14 protein-coding genes and 1 pseudogene are annotated in these 20,303 nt (G+C 37.0%); 8 read left to right on the top strand and 7 right to left on the bottom strand.

From position 1 onward, the window contains the following. Positions 1-153 precede the first annotated feature (153 nt). Entirely contained in the window at positions 154-852 is a 699-nt protein-coding gene (gene pyrF, locus J671_RS09440; protein ID WP_006580789.1) for an orotidine-5'-phosphate decarboxylase, read from the top strand. On the opposite strand, the gene J671_RS09435 is transcribed toward pyrF, so the two are convergent. Both J671_RS09435 and J671_RS09430 read right to left on the bottom strand, forming a co-directional pair. Then, positions 849-1,760 (bottom strand): lysine exporter LysO family protein, encoded by a 912-nt coding sequence (locus J671_RS09435; protein WP_004887467.1) that lies wholly within the window; start codon positions 1,758-1,760, stop codon positions 849-851. The two genes, pyrF and J671_RS09435, sit on opposite strands and share 4 nt — an antisense overlap. Before the next feature lie 46 nt (positions 1,761-1,806). Continuing rightward, positions 1,807-3,354 carry a flavin-containing monooxygenase gene (locus tag J671_RS09430; RefSeq protein WP_079377778.1) on the bottom strand — a complete coding sequence of 516 codons (1,548 nt, stop codon included), beginning with the start codon at positions 3,352-3,354 and terminating at the stop codon, positions 1,807-1,809. A gap of 121 nt (positions 3,355-3,475) precedes the next feature. Between J671_RS09430 and J671_RS09425 the strand changes: the two genes are divergently transcribed. From J671_RS09425 to J671_RS09410, 4 genes and pseudogenes are all read left to right on the top strand, one after another. Next, positions 3,476-4,495 carry a helix-turn-helix domain-containing protein gene (locus J671_RS09425; RefSeq protein ID WP_004887462.1) on the top strand — a complete coding sequence of 340 codons (1,020 nt, stop codon included), beginning with the start codon at positions 3,476-3,478 and terminating at the stop codon, positions 4,493-4,495. An 83-nt stretch (positions 4,496-4,578) separates the two neighbouring features. Next, complete coding sequence (gene zapE, locus J671_RS09420) at positions 4,579-5,721, top strand: cell division protein ZapE (protein WP_002050256.1); 1,143 nt, start codon at positions 4,579-4,581, stop codon at positions 5,719-5,721. Positions 5,722-6,091: 370 nt separating this feature from the next. After that, positions 6,092-8,257 (top strand): malate synthase G, encoded by a 2,166-nt coding sequence (locus J671_RS09415; protein ID WP_004887457.1) that lies wholly within the window; start codon positions 6,092-6,094, stop codon positions 8,255-8,257. Positions 8,258-8,360: 103 nt separating this feature from the next. Further along, positions 8,361-8,486, top strand: a pseudogene (locus J671_RS09410) (GNAT family N-acetyltransferase); the annotation flags it as partial. A gap of 73 nt (positions 8,487-8,559) precedes the next feature. Here J671_RS09410 and J671_RS09405 read toward each other — a convergent pair. From J671_RS09405 to J671_RS09385, 5 genes are all read right to left on the bottom strand, one after another. Next, complete coding sequence (locus J671_RS09405; RefSeq protein WP_004709090.1) at positions 8,560-8,973, bottom strand: ExbD/TolR family protein; 414 nt, start codon at positions 8,971-8,973, stop codon at positions 8,560-8,562. A 19-nt stretch (positions 8,974-8,992) separates the two neighbouring features. Further along, positions 8,993-9,415 (bottom strand): ExbD/TolR family protein, encoded by a 423-nt coding sequence (locus J671_RS09400; protein ID WP_002050154.1) that lies wholly within the window; start codon positions 9,413-9,415, stop codon positions 8,993-8,995. A gap of 15 nt (positions 9,416-9,430) precedes the next feature. Next, positions 9,431-10,309: a MotA/TolQ/ExbB proton channel family protein gene (locus tag J671_RS09395; RefSeq protein ID WP_004887455.1), complete on the bottom strand. Its 879-nt coding sequence runs from the start codon at positions 10,307-10,309 to the stop codon at positions 9,431-9,433. 43 nt (positions 10,310-10,352) lie between these two features. Beyond that, positions 10,353-11,069, bottom strand: coding sequence for an energy transducer TonB (locus tag J671_RS09390; protein ID WP_004887453.1), 717 nt, complete (start codon positions 11,067-11,069; stop codon positions 10,353-10,355). Between the two features lie 110 nt (positions 11,070-11,179). Beyond that, a complete protein-coding gene (locus J671_RS09385; RefSeq protein ID WP_004887451.1) occupies positions 11,180-13,852 on the bottom strand; it encodes a TonB-dependent receptor in 2,673 nt (890 codons plus the stop codon). A gap of 776 nt (positions 13,853-14,628) precedes the next feature. Between J671_RS09385 and J671_RS09380 the strand changes: the two genes are divergently transcribed. The 3 genes from J671_RS09380 to J671_RS09370 are packed head-to-tail and all read left to right on the top strand — an operon-like array spanning position 14,629 to position 20,292. Further along, a complete protein-coding gene (locus J671_RS09380) occupies positions 14,629-16,419 on the top strand; it encodes an ABC transporter substrate-binding protein (protein ID WP_006580795.1) in 1,791 nt (596 codons plus the stop codon). Between the two features lie 15 nt (positions 16,420-16,434). Then, positions 16,435-18,258, top strand: coding sequence for an ABC transporter substrate-binding protein (locus J671_RS09375; RefSeq protein ID WP_079377017.1), 1,824 nt, complete (start codon positions 16,435-16,437; stop codon positions 18,256-18,258). Further along, positions 18,259-20,292, top strand: a complete 2,034-nt coding sequence (locus J671_RS09370; protein ID WP_081403885.1) for a M3 family metallopeptidase — start codon at positions 18,259-18,261, stop codon at positions 20,290-20,292. It begins immediately after the preceding gene. Positions 20,293-20,303 lie beyond the last annotated feature (11 nt).

Genomic DNA, 20,303 nt, shown 5'->3' with positions numbered 1-20,303 from the left:
CTCTTTATCTGGTTATAAAGAGTAGTATTTCCTCCCTATATTTCTCTTCATTCATTAAATTCAAAATCAATATTTTTTTATTCAAAAACTTGTCTTCATAGTTTTCTTTATTAGTAGCTGACTTGTCTATTATAATAGCGCTGATTTTATATGATGGAAGAAAGTCTCTTGAGTATCATTGTTGCGTTAGATGCTAAAAGCCAATATGACGCTTTAAAAATTGTTGAACAACTTGATCCTACATTATGCCGCGTAAAAGTAGGTAAAGAGCTTTTTACTCATGAAGGCCCATCTGTTGTAAAAAAACTTCAAGAAGAAAATTTCGAAGTTTTCTTAGATTTAAAATTTCATGATATTCCTAATACAACTGCTCAAGCTGTATGTGCTGCGGCAGACTTAGGTGTGTGGATGGTGAACGTACATGCATCAGGTGGTCGAAAAATGATGGAAACCTGTGTAGAGCGTTTAAAGGCTGGTAATTATCAAACTCAGTTAATTGCTGTAACAGTTTTAACTTCAATGGGGCGTGAAGACTTAAAAGATATTGGTTTAGATATTGAACCTGTAGAGCAAGTTAAAAGATTAGCTAAACTGACTAAAGAGAGTGGTTTAGATGGTGTAGTTTGTTCTGCTCAGGAAGCTAAAATTCTCCGTGAATTAATTGGACAAGATTTCTCTTTAGTTACCCCTGGAATACGTCCAGAAGGTAGTAATGCAGATGACCAAAAACGCATTGTGACTCCAAAACAAGCAATGCTTGATGGCTCTACCCATTTAGTTATTGGTCGTCCAATTACTAAAGCAGAAGACCCAACTCAAATGTTGAAGTCAATTCTTGCTTCAATTGCTTAAAAGTTTAAAAACACAGTAATTAAAAGTGGAGCGAGTAGGCTTAGAAGTAAGCCACTCATCATGGCATGTGGTACATAATGTGTGCCACATGACTGTTTTACCATTGCTAATGTTACATCCATCGAGGTGGCACCAGCACTTGAAATTGCTGGACGTGGAAAACGCCATCCCATGGTGTACATGAGTAAAATTGCAACTATTTCTCTAAATAGATCTGTAAGTAATGCAATTCCACCTAGCTCAGCTGAATGTAATTGTGTAAATAAAATACCTGACATTGAATACCAACCATAGCCTTGGGCTAAAGCCAGCATTTCATTAAGTGTAAAATGATTGCCTAATAAGAAATAGTTGAGAAAACCAGCTATACATGAACCTATAAAGGCAGCCAAAGGTACAATAAGAATTTTCCAGCTTAACCATGTTCGGTTAAAATGAGTAAAAGCTAATTCGATGCCAATTAGAAAAATAAAGACTAATAACAAATACCAACTATTAAATGAAATATGTATATTTAGTCGAGTAAAAAGAATACCTAAAATGATACCTACAGTTAAAGCTAGAAATGCCTTAGCAATATTTTTTAGAGCATTGATAAAAAGCTGAAGTGAAATTTTTCCTTTAACACTTTCTTTATCAAAAATTGCGTAGGCGATTAAACAAGTAAAAAAAGAGCCAAAAGATGTTGTAAATGCAATTAATAGGGCTGGTGGTAATATAGTAGATGGATTATTAATTTGATCAAGTGCAAGTGTTAATTCTAAAGCAACACTTGTTAGTAAAATATATGAAAAATAGGGTAAAATTTTAAAAATAAACTGCCGAATATTTAATGAGAGTTTAGGGCCAAGAAAGTATCCAAAAGCTATTACAATAAAAATTTGAATAATGAGGCTAACAGATTGCATATAATAGATAGATTGTTATTAACCTATCTATTATGTATTGAACATTTTATGCTGCATAGCTCTTAGAGAACTTATTTAGCAGTAAATAATTTTGGGGGTTAACTTTACGGGTTTCTAACCAATACTTCCAAGTATAAGTTGGCCATAAAGAAAAGTTTTTCCCATCAGCAGCCTGATACCAACTATTACAACCGCCTGCTTGCCATACGGTACCTTGAAGTTGTTTCTGTATTTCTTCATTGAAAGTATCTTGGACTTCCGGTTTAATTTCTACAGCGTGTTGACCAGATTTATCTACGAGTTCAATAAGTTGTAAAATATAATTAACTTGAGACTCAATCATAAAAATAACCGAGTTATGTCCTAAAACAGTATTTGGTCCAAGCAGCTGGAATAGGTTAGGGAAATTCTTGGTCACTATTCCATAATAACTTTCTGCACCGTTCTTCCACGCCTGCTTTAATTCAATTTGGTTACGACCAATACAAGTAAAATCTTTTAAGTAAATTCGGGGATCTGTAATAAAGCCAGTCCCATAAATCAAACAATCGATAGATCTTTCTTTTCCATCTTTTGTAATAATGCTGTGTTCTTTAATTTCTTGAATACTATCCGTCACTAATTCCACATTTTTACGGTTAAATGTCGGGAAGTATTTATTTGAAATAAGAATACGTTTACAGCCCATCACAAAGTCTGGGGTAAGTTTTTTAGCTAATTCTTTATCTTTTACTTGGAAGCGTATGAATGCTTCTGCCAATTTTTGGCCATACTTCATGATTTGAGGCTGAACTATTGGTACAACGCGTGATTCGTTACTCCAATAAAGGCGACTACGATGAAGTTGGCGATAAATATTAGAAGATTTGAATAATGCTTTACTTAAGCTTGAATATTTGCGCTCATCACGTGGAATAACCCATGCTGCTGTTCTTTGAAAGACATATAGTTGCTTAACATCTTTTGCGATTTCTGGAATATATTGAATCGCACTACCACCTGTACCAATCGAAGCAACTGATTTACCTTTTAGGCTATAGCTATGTTCCCATTGGGAGGAGTGAAAAACTTTACCCTTAAACTTTTCAATACCTTGAATATGAGGGATTTGTGGAATATGTAATGGACCAGATGCAAATACTACAAATTGTGCTTCTAGAGAAGGTTGGTTGGCAAAATCTAACATCCATACATGTCGCGTTTCATCATACTGTGCATGTGTAACTTCATGATTAAACTTACAGTAGTTTTTTATTTGATATTTATTAGTTATATCTTGAATATAATCAAAAATTTCAGGGGCTTCAGCATAGCGTTTTGACCAGTCTGTTTTAGGTGCAAAAGATAAAGAATACATGTGTGACTGTACATCACAGGCAGCTCCTGGATACCTGTTTTCTCGCCAAGTTCCTCCTACATCAGTGGATTTTTCTAAAATAAGAAAATCTGTTTGCTTGTTCTGTAATAGACGAATAGCCATTGCAAGGCCACCGAATCCAGCCCCAATAATTGCGATTTTAGTTTTTTGAGTAGCATGTTGTTTTGAATTTAGCATTGGAAACCCTGCATATGCGCTAAAGAGGATTGCAGGCAAGACTAACTTCTTTTGAACAGTTTAAACATGATTGTACCGACGTGAAAATTGATATATTCGGCAATTAATTTTATTACTTCTTTATAGTAAAACATTTCAGTCTAGGGAAATTGATAGAAGAATGAAACGATCGGCACTTGGTTTAATCTATTTAATTCAAGGAATGCGCAATGCGGGCATTGATGTCGACTCACGTTTGGCAGATATAGGTATAAAAGTAGATTCCTTAGACCCAAGCTCAACAATTCATGACAGTTTGGAATGGGATATACAACAAATTATTAGTGAGAATGTTGATCCTGAGAAAGGTTTGTTTATTGGGCAACACTATGCATTAGCAGGTTATGGTCCATTGTTAATGCTACTTGTAACAAGTCAAGATATACAAACTGCCCTGGAAAAAGGGATACAGTATCAAAAACTCACTCATTTATTTGGCACTTTGAGTTTACAAGAAACCGAAAAACATATCATTCTTAACTATTTACCGGTCGACTTAAAAACAGAAATTGGTTTACTTCGTGCCCAGTGTGAAATTTCAGGGACTTATAAATTTATTCAAGATATTTACACCATGATGGGCTTATTAATGCCTAATATGCGTATAGATTTGCCATTTCCTAAACCTACTAATCCAGATACTGTTGCTCAATATTTCTCATATTATGGAGATGATCTGCATTTTAATTCTACACATGCAGCATTTAGCCTAAGTAGGAATGTACTTGATATAAAAATTCCTTCAGCAGATATTATTACTCATCGTATCTATGAAGCTAAATGTATTAAAGAAATTAAACGATTAAATGAACAAGATCATCTAATACCACCTATTATTCAATATGTGCAAGATTATTTAGAGCTACAACAAGGAATTATCCCGAGCATGGCGGAAACCGCTTTTGCTTTAAAAATGCCTGAAAGGACATTAAGGCATCAATTGCAGCAGCTTAATACGAGTTATAAACAAATTCGTGAACAGATTATCAAGAATAAGGCGCTTAAGCTTATGGAATATAAAGAGTATTCAATTGAAGTTATTGCAGAAGCACTTGGTTATTCTGAACCTGCCGCTTTTAATCATGCGTTTAAAAGATGGTTTGGACAGAGCCCTCGGCAATATGGAAAAGAGTTTTACTGAGCATAACTCTTGATGCTAAAAGCTAATGTGGTCGGACAAAATGTTCGCTATACTCTCTTAAGTTAAAATTGAAATAAAATGATATGTTAAATTTAAAATCTTCTCATAGTACTGCATTTACTCCTTCTTCCCCAGCAGAGCGCTATGCTGAGGCATTGGCTTCAGGCCAGTTCATGGCAGATGAAGCACAAGCACAGGCAGTGCAAGAATTAGATCGTGTATGGAAAGAACTTTTAAATCGTTATAAAGCTTCTAAAAAAGCTTTTCGTCGTTTTCGCCGTCAAACCTCTCCAAAAGGTGTATATATGTGGGGTGGTGTAGGACGTGGTAAAACTTGGCTTATGGACCAATTTTATGAGTCTGTGCCATTTCGCCGTAAAACACGTATGCATTTCCATCACTTTATGCAACATGTACATAAAGAATTAAATAAACTTTCTGGTCAACGTAATCCACTTGATATCGTGGCTGATCAAATTTATAAAGATGCTGTTGTTATTTGTTTCGATGAGTTTTTCGTGTCAAACGTAACAGATGCAATGATTTTGAGTGATTTATTCCAGAAGTTATTTGTTCGCGGTGTAACACTCATTGCAACTTCAAATATTGCACCAGACGGTTTATATAAAAACGGGATTCACCGTGATCGTTTTATTCCCACAATTGAAATGGTCAAAAAGAACTGTGTCGTTTTAAATGTAGACGCGGGTGTGGATTACCGTTTACGTGTTTTAAAACAAGCTCAATTGTTTAAATCACCACTGGGCAATGAAGCTCAAAACTGGATCGCAGAGCGTTATAGTGCTTTAACTCAAACGCAAACAAATTCTCATGAACCAATTGTGATTAATAACCGTGTTGTTGAAACACTAGGTCACACAGAAGATGTTTTATGGTGTGAGTTCTCTGAGCTTTGTTTAAAGCCGCGTAGTCCTGCAGACTTTATTGAAATTGCCAATATCTATAATACAGTTCTGGTGAGCAATGTGCCGCACTTAACTGACTTCTTGTCAGAAGGTACCCGTCGTTTTATTTATCTAGTCGATGAGTTTTATGATCGTGGTGTGAAATTACTCTTAACTTCTCAAGACAGTATTATTGATATTTATCAAGGTGAGAAATTGGCTTTTGAGATTGAGCGTACACGTTCCCGTTTATTAGAAATGCAATCAGATGAGTATTTGCATTCTGAGCATCGTCATATTGATGCGACTAAAACTTCTTAAGGCATTAGATAGGAAAAGTGCTCTAAATTGAGCGCTTTTTTTTACAACAAAAATAGATAAATTTAGCTAAATAATACTTTTTCATTGTGCAAAGTTTGATATAACTAAATACGCTTTAGAAAAAATAAGATAGTGAAATTTTTTGTCTGTTAACAAAAAGTCTAGTTTCAGTATCTTTCAATATTGAATAAATTGTTGAGAAACCTAGTTAGAATTTTAATATTTTCCTATATAGAAAAATTTATCTTTGTCAATAGTTTTGCAAGAGAAAATGCTTACTATTTAGGAATGTGATATTAGTATTCAGCTTAATTTAAATCGGTATACTAGGTTTCTCTTGGTATAAAAAGTAGCAACTTCAGGAAAGACAATGACTGCACGTATTCAAAAAGGCAAGTTAGCGATTGCTAAAGAACTTTACGATTTTATCGAAAATGAAGCTTTACCAGGTTCTGGTTTAGATAGTGAAACTTACTGGAAGAACTTTGAGCAAGTTGTTGTCGATCTTAGCCCAAAAAATAAAGCATTATTGGCTAAGCGTGATGAATTACAAGCAAAAATTGATGAGTGGCACCGTAATAACAAATTTGAATTAGGTGCTTATAAAGCGTTTTTAACTGAAATTGGATATTTATTACCAGAAGTTGAAGATTTCCAGATTACAACCGAAAACGTAGACGAAGAGATTGCATTATTAGCAGGCCCACAGTTAGTAGTGCCTGTACGTAATGCACGTTATTGCTTAAATGCAGCAAATGCACGTTGGGGTTCTTTATATGATGCACTTTACGGCTTTGACGTAATTTCAGAAGAAGGTGGTGCTGAAAAAGGGAAAGGATATAACCCTGTGCGCGGCGCTAAAGTGATTGAGTTTGCTAAAAATTTCTTAAATGAAATTTTCCCACTTGCAGAAGGTTCACATGCTGATGCAACTAAATATGCAATTGAGCAAAACAAACTTGTTGTGACTTTAAAAGATGGTACTAAAACAGGTTTAGCTCATGAAGCCCAGTTCGTTGGTTTCAATGGTGAAGAAGCAAATCCTTCAGAAGTAGTACTTTTAAGTAATGGTTTGCATGTCATTATTGAAATTGATGCGAATAGCCCAATTGGTCAAACTGATTTAGCAGGTGTTAAAGATTTAACACTCGAAGCGGCGGTTACAACAATTCAAGATCTTGAAGACTCAGTTGCAGCTGTAGATGCAGAAGAAAAAGTTGAAGGTTACCGTAACTGGTTAGGTTTAATGAAGGGTACACTTCAAGAATCTATCGAAAAGAATGGTAAAACAATTGTTCGTGCGTTAAGCAAAGACCGCGAGATTAAAAACTTAATTGGTGGAACAACAAAACTTCATGGTCGTTCACTTATGTTACTTCGTAACGTAGGTCACTTAATGACGAATCCAGCGATTTTAGTAGATGGTGAAGAAATTTACGAAGGTATTATGGATGCATTGGTAACTCCATTGTTATCAGTTGCTGATATCCGTAGTACGAACGAAAATAAAAACTCTCGTAAAGGGTCTATGTATATTGTTAAACCAAAAATGCATGGTCCTGAAGAAGTTGCATTTGCTGTAGAGTTATTTGAACGTGCTGAGCAAGCACTAGGTTTACCAGCGAAGTCTCTAAAAATCGGTATTATGGATGAAGAACGCCGTACATCTGTAAACTTGAAAAACTGTATTGCTGCTGCTAAAGATCGCACTATCTTTATCAATACTGGTTTCATGGACCGTACAGGTGATGAAATCCATACTTCTATGGAAGCTGCACCAGTTGTTCGTAAAGAAGCTGTTAAAACACAAAAATGGATTGCTGCTTACGAAAACCGTAACGTTGCAATTGGCTTGAAATGTGGTTTACAAGGTAAAGCTCAAATTGGTAAAGGTATGTGGCCAAAACCAGACAGCATGAAAGATATGTTGGCAACTAAAGCTGCTCATCCAAATGCTGGTGCTTCATGTGCTTGGGTTCCATCACCAACTGGTGCTGTACTTCATGCGATGCATTACCATCAAGTAAATGTAAAAGCACGTCAAGATCAGCTAAAAGCTGAAGAAATGTTGTCATTAGACGACTTGTTAACACCTCCATTTGCACCTGATACAAACTGGTCAGCAGAAGAGATCAATAATGAGCTTGAAAATAACTGCCAAGGTATTTTAGGTTATGTTGTTCGTTGGGTTGACTTAGGTGTAGGTTGTTCAAAAGTTCCTGATATTAACAACGTGGGTTTAATGGAAGACCGTGCAACATTACGTATTTCTTCTCAACACGTTGCGAACTGGTTACGTCACGGTATTGTGACTCGTGAACAAGTTGAAGAAGTGCTTAAACGCATGGCAAAAATTGTTGATGAGCAAAATGCGAATGACCCATTGTATAAACCAATGGCAGCTAACTTTGAAACGAATATTGCTTTCCAAGCAGCTTCAGACCTTATCTTTAAAGGTTGTGAACAGCCTTCAGGTTATACTGAACCGTTACTACACGCTGCTCGCTTAAAATTAAAAGGTTATACAGGTGACTAATTTAAACCTGTTATAAAAAAAGCCTCTTCGGAGGCTTTTTTTATTTTCGGTATATTTTGTGCTTACAGATAAGGTGTGAATTTATAAATAAAGGATTTCAAGTTTGATTAACTTAAAAAATCTCGATCGTGAGAATTGGCTTCTATGCGCAAAATTATCATTAGATGATTCTCAAAAGGACTATGTTGCACCAAATGTATATTCTATTGCTGAGTCTAAAGTGGAGGATACTTCAAAAAAACGCTAACTGAAAATTCAAGTTAGCGTTGGAGATAATGGAGCTATATAAATTAAAAGAAATACTAGTTGCTACTTACAATTCCAATTTTAGTAACACCTAAACGCTGTGCTGTAGCCATAACCATCGCTACATTTTTATATTCAGCCATCTGGTCTGGTTTGAGTTTGATCTGGTCTTGATCTTTTTTTGCAACAACACCTTGAAATAAAGTCTCTAGTGCCTTTCGGTCCGAAACCGCTTGGTTATTCCAAAATACTTTGCCTGTTGCATCAATTCTTACATCAATCACTTCAGGTGGCTTTTCATTTGTTGGTGGCGGTGTGCCATTTGGCAAATTAATATTAATCGCGTTGTTTGGTGCAGGTATGGTAATAATAAACATAATAATGAGTACCAACATGACATCAATAAGCGGTGTCATGTTGACTTCCAACATCACATCGTCATCATTATTTGAACCGACATTCATACCCATAAAATTCTCCTTAAAATCATTACGGGGTGGCTGGAGGTGTAGTAACAAAGGCAATTTTGCCAATACCAGCTTGTTTGGTCGTACTAATGACCTGATCTATCGCTTCAAAATGGGTAAGCTGATCTCCTCGAATATGTACCTCTGGCTGCGGTCTTTTTTGCGCCACAGCCTGTAATTTCGCTAATAAAATTTCTTTATTTGGTACATAACTTTCATTCCAGAAAATATCTCCTTTCTTATTGACTGAGAGTTGAATATTTTCAGGGGTGGTTGCATACGGCGTATTCTTTTCTTCTGGTAGTTTCACCGGAACTGTATGAGTAACTACCGGAATAGTAATAAGAAAAATAATAAGTAGAACTAACATGACGTCCACCAAAGGTGTCGTGTTAATTGTTCCAATCATTTCGTCATCATCTTCAGAACCAACACTCATACCCATAATGTTTGCTCCTTATTATTTAATGCTGCGGTTAACTGAATTATTAGTATTAATTTCACCGCTTAATAAAACTGCATGTAAATCTGAACCAAATGAACGGACGTTTTCCATTACTGCTTTATTGCGTCGAGTCAACCAGTTGTAACCAAGTACAGCCGGTACTGCAACTGCAAGACCAATAGCAGTCATAATAAGTGCTTCACCAACTGGTCCTGCTACTTTATCAATCGATGCTTGACCTGAAATCCCGATAGCAGTTAACGCGTGATAGATTCCCCATACTGTTCCGAATAGACCCACGAAAGGTGCAGTAGATCCAACAGTTGCTAGAAAGGCTAAACCTCCACCTAAATGGTTTTGTACTTTTTCAATCGCACGTTGTATTGAAATGCTGACCCAAGTATTAAAGTCAATGCGTTCAAGTAATGAACCGCCGTGTGATTTAGTTGAGTTAATACCTTTTTCCGCAATAAAACGATATGCGCTACTTTGTTCCAAACCATCAGTGGCATTATCAAGAGAAGTGGCTTCCCAAAAACTTTTTTCTGCTTCTTTACCTTGACGTTTTACTTTTGCTTGTTGTAAGAATTTAGAGACAATGATGTACCACGTACCAATAGACATAAGTACGAGTATGAATAGGGTAGATTTAGCAACTAAATCACCTTCACGCCAAAGAGCTTCTAGACCATAAGGGTTCTTAACAGTTTCACTCGTTGCCGGCTTTGGAGGCGGAGTAGGAGTACTTGCGTTTGAAGTCGCTTCAGTAGTTGCTGTTGCAACAGGAGTATTACTGGTTTCTTCTGCAAAAACTGTACTTAATGGGAGCAGTGAGCATGCTGCGATTAAACTTGCAGAAGCGAAACGTACTAGTGGTTGAGTTGATTTTTTCATCGTGTTATCTCCAATATTTTTAATTTCTTACTAATTCAATTGTTTATTCAATTACGAATGGATATTCAATTTCATACCAGTCCTGCTGAGGCACGCCATCTTTCATTGCTGGTTTGAATGTACATAAGCTGTAAGCTTTAGTTGCCGCTTTGTCTAAGGTTTTACTGCCACTCGATTTTTTCACTTTGGCATCAATAACTTTGCCGGATGTATCAACTAAAACACGTATACGCACCGTACCTTGTTCTTCATTCATCAGTGCTTCGCGAGGATATTCCGGTTTTTCACAACCTGCGGAACCTTCTGAAACGCCACGAGTCACGCCAGTTGGTTTAGGTGCTGGTGCAGCAGCCGCCACTGGAGCGGGTGCAGCAACAGGGCTCGGAGAAGGAGTATTAGGTGCAGCAGGAGCCGGAGTAGCGACTTTAGTCGGTTGAGCTACCGGAGTAGTTTTTTGTACCGGTGTCGTTACTTTTTCTACCTGTTTAGGCGGCTCAGGAACCTTGGCAACCTTTTCGACCATTTTTGGCGGCTCCGGTGGTTTTTCCTTAGGTTTTGGCTCCTCTGGTTTTGGTGGAGGAGGCGGTTTAATATCCTGAATAATTTGTAATTCCACAGGTTTTTCTGCTGGTTTTTGAATATTGTTTGCTAAACCTGACATCAGAATATAGGCAACAAGAAGATGCAGAAAAAGTACTGCGGCAATACCAATAAGGCGTTTGGCAGATTTATTTTCTATGTCTGTAAAAGTCATGCCCATAGTTACTCCTGAAACTGTAGACAAACAATTTTTTAAAATGACTGTTTGGCTAAGAATGAGTATTTGTTCTGCAAACTAACTTTTGACAGTTATATTTGCAGAACAACCATTTAGAACTTATATGTACCTCGTACAAAGTAAGTACGTCCTAAAGGATCTGCGTAACGTGGGTCATAACCCATTTGGAAGTTATCAATTACGTTAGAAGCAGGTGGATCTTCATCAAATATATTTTTAATACCTGCTGTTAACTCTAGATTTTTAAATCCTTTGTAAGTTCCTGAAATATTGTAGGTTGTATAGTCACTTACTCTATGGTTTTGATCATTTGCATTTTGATCTTGATAACCACGAGAGAAGTTTTGTTGTAGGTTTAAAGCCCAGTTTTCGTAGTTCCAGTTCAGGTTTGCGGTATGTTTCCAGCGCAAAATAATCGATTGATAATCTAAACCGCTATATGACCCTGCAACACCTTTCCAGTCACCATCTGGTTCTGCTTGATATTTGTAGTCAGTGATATATGTACCATCAATATTGAAACCAAATCGGCCTGTGGCTGTCATTGGTGAAACCCAACTTAAGCCCACATCAAAACCAGATGTTTTAATGCCGCCTAAATTTTGTTGTGTAGTAATAATATAATTTAGTGAGCCGTCAGCATTACGTACAAATTTGTCTGCATATTTCACAGGATCTGCAAATATAGCCGCTTCGGATAGAGTAGCAATTTGCTTATCCACTTCTATATTAAAGTAATCAAGAGTGAAGGCTAAATTTTTCACAGGTTCAAATACTAAGCCCGCTGTAAAAGATTTAGACTCTTCTGGATTTAAACTCTTATTCCCACCATTTTGGCGTTTGAACTGCATATTACAGTCGCGCTCTTGTTTACCACCAGGTTGTACAACTCCTCCAGGACAAAGTGCTGGGTCATCATATGTCGCACCTGTATTCGTTACTGAGTTCGGGCCATTAACTTCCCAAAGTGTAGGAGCTCTGAAACCAGTACTATAAGTGGTACGGAACATTAACTGTTTAATTGGCTCCCAACGAAGTGCAAATTTTGGATTGAACGTATCACCAAAGTCATTGTAGTCATCATAACGAGCAGCAATTTGAGCTTCTAAAGTTTTGTGCAGTGGAATGTGAAATTCGGTAAATACCGATTTGATATTACGATCGCCCTTGTTTTCTGGTTCGTCTGGATCAGTACCTGTACTAGGAGCTAGTCGAGCAACATCTGCAACTACCTTTGAAGTCCAATCTTCATAACGATAGCTTGCCCCAACGGCGAATCCGACATCACCTGCTGGTAGTTTGAAAATAGGTCGACTTGCAGTGAAATCGACAGTTGTAGTATCTAAGTTGGCTTTTAGATATTTGCCTTTCACACCTAGTTGATCCCATACACCAGCATCTTCAGAATTTTGCGGTCCGAACGGATTTAAGGTGCCATTGTTTAAAGCTTCTTGAGTTTTGTCATAGTTTAAATAGCCACTCAAGATAGCATCAGAGGCACTACTATGCGCATAAGTCACACCTGAATTGATATCCCAGCCATGAGTTTCACCTTCAATACCGGCAAATATTCGATGTGACTGATTAATACTATTACTGATACGATTACCAGCTTGTGAACGTAAATAAAGATCAATAGGGCCCGTTGCACCAGCAAGAGCAGGAGTTATGCCATTTCCTGGATAATATTTACTACTAGGATCTAGTGTTAAATCAAAGAATACATCTGGTGCTACTGAAGTGGTAACCTCATTTCTTGCATATAAATATTCAGCAATTGCATTAAAATTATCGCTGAGTTTAAAAGTAGCACGGCCCATTACAGAAATATCTTCTGTTTTTGGAACAATTCCAATAACAGCCTGGCTGTTATATCTACAAGTTTTGCCATCAGGACTGCTGACTAGAGGGTCATTGCTACAACCTATAGATGCATAAGGATTGCCTAAACCTGGAACATTGGCTGGGAATGAACCACTACTGGTTTTATTTACACCTAATTCAGGTAATATGCCTCCACGTCGACTGACTTTACGGTCTTGGGCCATGACATCATCGCCTTTTCGGTAATCGACAACTCCAAAAACGTTATAGCCATTTTCCTCTAAGTCACCAAAACCGCCGAAAATGCTGTAGTCTTGTTGATCTCCACCTTTTTCTTCTGGTTTTTGATACCCAGCAGTTAAGTTAAGACCCGTAAACTGCTTTTTAGTAATGAAGTTGATAACCCCACCGATTGCATCTGTTCCATAAATGGAAGAAGCACCATCACGTAAAACTTCAATACGGTCTAACATAGCGAGTGGAATAATATTTAAATTGGTTACTCCGCTATCGTATGCATTGGCAGCTAATCTACGACCATTCAGTAAAATAAGAGTTTTGTTTGCCCCTAAAGCTCTTAGGTTTGCTGCTGACCCCACAGTTTTACTAGCGCCCACGTTGCTAGCAGTTACGAAGTTTGATTGGTTTGCACTAATCTTAGCTAATGCTTCTTCAGTTGAAGTTACCCCTTGTTTTAAAATTTCATCAACTTTTACAACGGTAATTGGTGAAGCACTTTGTGCAGCAACCCCTTTGATTGAAGAGCCTGTAACGGCAACTTTTACAACTTTTGCTGGTTTGTCATCATTACTTGTTTGTTCAGTTTCTGCTGCTTGTGCCATGGTAAGACACATCATGCTTAAACTAAGGGTACTTAATTTAAGTATTGTCTTGCCGATCTTGGGGGTTACCTGAGATCGAACATTGTATTTTTTTTTCATCGTGGACTTGATCCCTTTTTGTTGTAGTTAGCGATATTGCTGTAATGCTTTTAAGCAAAGCAAGTGCCAACTATATATTTTTCTTTTTTTAGTTTATGCAAAATACTGATAAATATTGATTTTATTATGTTTGAAGACAGAGTCTTTATTTGTTTTGATGAAAAATAAATTTTCCGTTTGGCAAATTTTTTTATATTGGCTAAAAGTTTCAAATTTATTTGTATAAAAAATATACATTAATGGACACTTCACATACTTAATAAATAAAAATGTATCGTTTTAGAACTTTACTATATGTAATGTTATACTATTTTCTGTAAGATTTTTTCACATAATTTTATTTAAATATCAAATAATTAAATTTATATTTTTTATTTGGTATAAATGAATTAATATGATGCATAATAAATCATCAATGTATTTTTTTTGTGCATTTAAGATGTTAAATGATTAACATATACAAATATAATATTTGGCAAAAAGTAACTTTTATTTATATAGTTCAAACGGATTTAAGTACCTAATAAAAATATGAATTTCGAATAATCTTAAATATTTTATTATGAATACCAATAGATGGCATGAAATTCGCTTTATATTCAGTAGTTACAAAACTCTGGGTACTTGAATTTATTTTTCCATTTGATCAAATAAAAAGATGATAAAGGAAAGTGAATTCCAAATCCCAAATAGGCCTATCTGCTGAAAAAAGAACTTTTCTTATGCGGATTTAGATGTTACTCAAAAGGTTAATATCTTTTAAAAAAATTAGTTATGTGGATATGAACTTGAAATTAAAATTTTTTAAGCTCGCCATTTTAAGTTTGGCTATTACTTCAATTCCATGTGCTTATGCAATTACGCCAGCACAACCAAACAAGATTTTGCATGTTGCCTATGAAGCACCAGATGACGGTTTTGACATGGTTAAAACCACCAATTTCTATAGTGCTAGTATTGCTGAAGCTATTTTTGAACCACTACTCAAATATGATTATTTAGCTCGTCCATTACAATTAGTTCCTTATACGGCTGAAAGCATGCCTAAGGTTGAGCAAGACGGTAAAGTTTATATATTTAAAATTAAGCCAGGGATTTATTTTACAGATGATCCTGCCTTTAAAGGCAAACGCCGTGAGTTAGTGGCCGAAGATTATATTTATTCAATTAAGCGTATTTTAGACCCTAAAAATCGAGCACCTTCTGTTTCTTTTCTGGATGGAAAATTGCTGGGTGCCGATGCAGTGGTAGCTCAAGCAAAGAAAACTGGAAAGTTTGATTATGCCGCCCCAATTGCAGGGCTTAAAGCGACTGATCGATATACTCTCCAATTTACGTTAACTCGCCAAGACTATAATTTTCCTTATATTCTTGCTTATATTGCTTTTGGGGCCGTTGCTAAAGAGGTTGTTGACTATTACGGTGATCGTATTGGTATGCATCCAGTGGGTACCGGACCGTATATGTTAAGTAAATATGTTCCAAGAAGTAAGGTCGAGTTGGTTGCCAATCCTGATTATCGTGGTTTTGTCTGGAATTTTAAGTCAACAGGAACACCGTGGGATAACCAGCTTGTTAAAGAAATGTCTGGAAAGAAAATGCCACAAATTGGCAAAGTTGTAGTGAGCATTATAGAAGAACAACAATCAAGATGGTTAGCCTTTCAATCGGGTCAATTAGATTTTGACAAACTTACGGCAGATGCCGTTCCTCAAGCGTTAGATGGCAATCAACTTAAAGCTTCTTTTCAAAAAAAAGGAATTAAACACTTTCCATATAAAGAACCTGAAATGACCTATACCATGATGAATATGCGTGATCCGGTTATTGGTGGTTTTAGTCCAGAAAAAATTGCACTTCGTCGCGCAATTACTTTGGCCTATGACCAAAAAGAAAGCATAAAACAGGCATATAAAGGTCAGGCAGTTAGAGCAGAAATGTTTATACCTGAAGGTGTAAACGGGTATAACCCAAAGTATAAAAGTAGCGTAGGATATAATCCTCGGTTAGCAAATAAACTACTTGATTATTATGGTTATAAAAAAGGAGCTGATGGCTATCGGACCTTACCAAATGGCAAGCCTTTAGTTTTAAAAATTAATAATGAAAATAGCTCAGCTGCAGTTATTCTTTCCGAACTCTGGAAAAAAAATTTAGATGCGATTGGCATTCGTGCTGACTTTAAAGTAAGTAATTTTGCAGATAACTTAAAAGCCGCGACACAATGTAAATATATGATCTGGAGTGGGGCATGGATTGCTGACTATCCCGAAGGAGATAATTTTGCACAATTACTATATGGACCAAATGCTGGGCAGGGAAACCATGCCTGTTATCAGTCTAAAACATATGATGCTCTTTATACTCAGGCCATTCATTTACCACCGCAACAACGTCTACCATATTATGAAAAGCTTAATCGCCAGATTGAAGCAGACAATCCTTGGATCATTCATGTAACTCGAATTCGCAATTGGTTGATACGGCCACAAGTTCAGGGTTTTAAACCTCACCCGATGATAAATACAAGCTGGCAATATCTTGATATTACCCCCGTTAAAAAATAATTTTAGATAAAGATCATCATGACTGAAAATTTAAGACTAAAGCTCAAGCACTGTAGTGTAGGCCTATTATTTGCCGGAATGGCATTAACGGGGAACACGACTATTTTTGCCAAAAGTCCAGCCGATCCGAATAAAATTTTACATTATACGTTCCCGACAGCTGAAACAGGTTTCGACCCAGCGTATATCCATGATTTATATTCGGCGCATGTAACTACTTCGATATTTGAAACTTTATATACCTATGACTATTTAGCAAGGCCAGCAAAGCTTATTCCTCAAATCGCAACTGCTATGCCTGAAGTGAGTGCAGATGGTCTGACTTATACTATTCACATTAAAAAAGGTATTTATTTTACGCCAGACCCTGTTTTTAAAGGCAAACCTAGAGAGTTAACGGCTTATGATTATGCATACTCTTTTAAGCGGTTATTGGACCCAACTTTACGTTCACCAAATAGCTGGTTGCTGGAAAACAAAATTGAAGGTATGGATGCGTTAGTACAATCAGCTAATAAAACAGGAAAATTTAATTATGATCAAAGTGTGAGTGGTTTGCAGACCCCTGATAAGTACACCTTGGTTATTCGATTAATAAAACCTGATTATAACTTTCCTTTATTACTGGCACATGACCCTACAGGGGCTGTAGCACGTGAAGTTATCGAAAAATATAAAGATAAAGCTGGCTTTGTTATGGGGCATCCAGTAGGAACAGGACCTTATATGCTCAGTAAATGGGTGCCTGCTTCACGCATAGTTTTAAAAGCGAATCCTGATTATCGTGGCTTTACTTGGAATTTTGTCGCCAGTACCCCTGAAGATCAAGCTATTGTGAAGCATCTTAAGGGAAAACAAATGCCTCAAATTGGTACAATTGATATTCAGGTGATGGAGGAAAACCAGTCAAGATGGTTAGCATTTCAGCGTGGTGAAGTTGATATCATTCAGCTCGAAGGGCAATTAGTCTCGAAAGCCATTAAAGACGGTAAATTAAGACCCGAGCTTGTAAAAGAGGGTGTGCAATTATCACGTATCGTCGATCCAGAAATTAGTTATAACTATTGGAATCTTAAAAATCCTGTAGTTGGTGGAATGAGTAAAGAAAAAATCGCTTTACGCCGTGCAATTGCAATGTCCCGTTCAATAGATCAAGAAATTAAGTTAGTGCGTAACGGTGATGCAGAGCGTCTACATTTCCCAGTTCCACCAGGTGTAGTAGGGGCCGAACCTCAATATAGAAGCAGTATCCCATATTCGGTTAAAGCAGCAAATTTATTATTAGATAAATATAACTACAAAAAAGATGCATCAGGATGGCGTACACAACCAAATGGTAAGCCTCTGGTCATTGAATATATGGCGCGTAATGACAGTATTGGTCAGCAAAGCGCTGAGCTTTGGAAAAAGAACTTTGACAGTTTGAATATCCGGATGGTGTACAAGCCAATGCTCTTTTCAGACCTCATTCGGGCACAAAAACAGTGTGACGGAATGTTCGGTTCCTCTGCATGGATAGCCGATTATCCGGATGGGGATAATTTTATGCAGAATTTTTATGGTCCGAATACCCATATGACCAACTGGTCTTGCGGTTCAATACCGGAGTTTGATCAATTATACCGTCAGTCTCAACAGGTTAAGCCAGGCCCAGAACGAGACATGATTTATCGAAAAATGACACGTTTATTAGAAGTTTATATGCCAGTGCAAGTCTTGTATGCACGTTATAGAAATATGTTGGCTCAACCACGAATCATTGGATATAAGAAGCATCCGATTTTACATGCTGAATGGATGTACTTCGATATTGATACAAATACGAAATCTAATCATTAAATGAAAAAAATTGGAGATACGATGAAAAATAACACACTGAAAATGACTAGTTTATGTATGTTGACGATAGGTATAAGTCAGTTTGCATCGGCAGAGACCACACGTGCAACCTTACCATTACTTAAGGCAGAACAACTCCCAGCATGGTGCGATTCTAATTTAAAAAAAATCCAGCAAGAGATTTCAAACTTTGAAAAAACACCTGTTAAAACTGATGCTGCCGCAGCTCCAATATTAGCAAAGTGGGATAAAATTTTTGCTCATCTTGAAGATTTTTCAGGACCCATAGGTTTATATAGTAATGTAGATCCAGATGCGAAATTACGTAAAGCAGCAGAAGATTGTGAGATCAAAATTAATCAATTTCATACTGATATATTCCAAAACCCAAAACTGTATAACGTAATTAAAAATACAAAAGCAACTGATCCGATAGATCAGAAATACCGTCAGGATATTCTGGATCAGTTTGAAGACACAGGTGTTCAGCTAGAACCAGCAAAACGCGCAAGAATGAAAGCGATTCTTGATGAATTGACTAAACTCGAGCAAGAATATAACCGCAATATTCGTGATAACCCTGAAAAACTTGAATTTACACCTGAAGAGATGAAAGGTCTGCCAGAGAGTTATATTTCAGGGTTAAAGAAAAATGCCAAAGGAAACTATTTATTAGGTTTTGAGTATCCGGAATATCGTCCATTTATGGAACTGGCAGATAATGATGATGCCAGAAAAAGATACCAGATTGCATTTACACGACGCGGTACTGAACAAAACTTAAAATTACTCAAGCAGGCAATAGATTTGCGTTATGAATTGGCGCAATTATTTGGCAAAGCAAGTTATGCTGATTGGGCGTTAAAAGACCGTATGGCAAAAACGCCAGAAACTGTAAATCAATTCTTAGCAGAAGTACAAAAAACGGTAGCACCACTTGAGCGCAAAGAAGTAGAAGAGCTCCGTGCATTTAAAGCACAAACTTTAAAAACACCATTAGATAAAACCGAGATAACACGTTGGAGTGAAGCTTACTGGAGTGAAAAACTTCGTAAGAGCAAATATCAAATTGATCAGGAAAAGCTTCGTGATTATTTCCCGACTTTAGCAGCACAAAAATGGTTATTTGCTATTTCATCTGATCTTTATGGTATTGATTTTAAACCTGTCAAAGTGAAAGCATGGCAGAGCGAAGTTGAATATTACGATGTAGTCGATAAAAAGACAGGAAAACTTCTAGGCGGCCTATATATGGATAAATTCCCTCGCGAAGGGAAATATGGTCATGCTGCCGTTTGGGGAGTATATGGTGGCAGCACTTTAACCAACCGCTTACCGGTTTCAGCATTAGTCACAAACTTTAACCGTAAAGGTTTAAATAGTGATGAGCTCGAAACTTTTGTGCATGAATTTGGTCATGCCTTACATGGCATTTTATCTAATCCCCGTTATGCAAGCCAGTCTGGAACATCTGTAGAGCGTGACTTTGTAGAAGCACCATCTCAAATGTATGAAGAGTGGGCACGCCGTAAAGAAACCTTATCTAAAGTGGCCGATTATTGTGACCCGGCATGCCCACGAGTTGATGATGAATTAATTGCCCGTTTAAAAGCAGTACATAACTATGGGCGCGGTTTACGTTACGCACGTCAAACGCTTTATGCACAGTACGATATGGCGCTTCATACGGCTGATGCCTTAAAAGTAAAACCTTTAGAAACTTGGCAAAAAATGGAAGCAGCTACAGCTTTGGGATATGTCCCAACAACAGAGTTTCCTGGTCAGTTTGGACACTTGATGGGTGGTTATCAAGCAGGTTACTACGGTTATATGTGGTCTGAGGTTTTAGCTTTAGACATGCTTTCTGCTTATGGTGACAACTTAAATAACCCACAAGTAGGACAACGTTATCGCCAGACTATTTTATCGCAAGGTAGCCAAAAACCGGCAGCTGAATTGGTTAAAGATTTCCTTGGTCGTGATCCTGACAATAAAGCATTCTTTAACGAAATTACCGGACAACGGGTTAAATAAGGAATTATCAC

This window comes from Acinetobacter sp. 1130196 (assembly GCF_000588095.1).
In the GTDB taxonomy this organism is placed as follows: Bacteria; Pseudomonadota; Gammaproteobacteria; order Pseudomonadales; family Moraxellaceae; genus Acinetobacter; species Acinetobacter nosocomialis.
This window is presented reverse-complemented; position numbering and strand designations above follow the sequence as displayed.

Bases quoted from the DNA above. Each gene is read 5' to 3' on its own strand.
- pyrF (WP_006580789.1), top strand. From the start codon at position 154: ATGGAAGAAAGTCTCTTGAGTATCATTGTTGCGTTAGATGCTAAAAGC.
- J671_RS09435 (WP_004887467.1), bottom strand. From the start codon at position 1,760: ATGCAATCTGTTAGCCTCATTATTCAAATTTTTATTGTAATAGCTTTT.
- J671_RS09425 (WP_004887462.1), top strand. From the start codon at position 3,476: ATGAAACGATCGGCACTTGGTTTAATCTATTTAATTCAAGGAATGCGC.
- zapE (WP_002050256.1), top strand. From the start codon at position 4,579: ATGTTAAATTTAAAATCTTCTCATAGTACTGCATTTACTCCTTCTTCC.
- J671_RS09415 (WP_004887457.1), top strand. From the start codon at position 6,092: ATGACTGCACGTATTCAAAAAGGCAAGTTAGCGATTGCTAAAGAACTT.
- J671_RS09405 (WP_004709090.1), bottom strand. From the start codon at position 8,973: ATGGGTATGAATGTCGGTTCAAATAATGATGACGATGTGATGTTGGAA.
- J671_RS09400 (WP_002050154.1), bottom strand. From the start codon at position 9,415: ATGGGTATGAGTGTTGGTTCTGAAGATGATGACGAAATGATTGGAACA.
- J671_RS09395 (WP_004887455.1), bottom strand. From the start codon at position 10,309: ATGAAAAAATCAACTCAACCACTAGTACGTTTCGCTTCTGCAAGTTTA.
- J671_RS09390 (WP_004887453.1), bottom strand. From the start codon at position 11,069: ATGGGCATGACTTTTACAGACATAGAAAATAAATCTGCCAAACGCCTT.
- J671_RS09385 (WP_004887451.1), bottom strand. From the start codon at position 13,852: ATGAAAAAAAAATACAATGTTCGATCTCAGGTAACCCCCAAGATCGGC.
- J671_RS09370 (WP_081403885.1), top strand. From the start codon at position 18,259: ATGAAAAAAATTGGAGATACGATGAAAAATAACACACTGAAAATGACT.